1 protein-coding gene is annotated in these 426 nt (G+C 66.9%); it reads left to right on the top strand.

Annotated features, from left to right (window positions below; genetic code table 11):
- The coding region (locus IMZ11_RS44305; RefSeq protein ID WP_228649769.1) for a protein kinase at positions 1–426 on the top strand (426 nt) is incomplete at both ends.

The following is a 426-nucleotide window of genomic DNA, read 5'->3' as shown; positions in this document are numbered from 1 at the left end:
ACCGGCAACAGCGTCACCCAGACGGCCGCGGTGATCGGCACCGCCCAGTACCTGTCGCCCGAACAGGCCCGTGGTGAGACCGTCGATGCCCGTTCCGACGTCTACTCGCTGGGCTGTGTGCTCTACGAGATCCTCACGGGTGAACCACCTTTCATCGGTGATTCTCCGGTGGCGGTGGCATATCAGCATGTCCGCGAGGATCCGATCCCGCCGTCGCACCGGCACACCGGCATCTCGCCGGAGCTCGACGCCGTGGTGCTCAAGGCCCTGGCCAAGAATCCGGACAACCGCTATCAGACAGCCGCCGAGATGCGGACGGATCTGATCCGCGTGCACAGCGGCGAGGCCCCGGAGGCGCCCAAGGTGCTCACCGACGCCGAGCGGACGTCGATGATGAACTCCGGTCCGATGCTGGCCCAGGGTGGC

Origin of the sequence: Microtetraspora sp. AC03309 (assembly GCF_020826795.1) — a bacterium.
Taxonomy (GTDB): domain Bacteria; phylum Actinomycetota; class Actinomycetes; order Streptosporangiales; family Streptosporangiaceae; genus Microtetraspora; species Microtetraspora glauca.
Note: the sequence above shows the minus strand (reverse complement) of the source record. Positions and strands in the feature narration are given on the sequence as shown.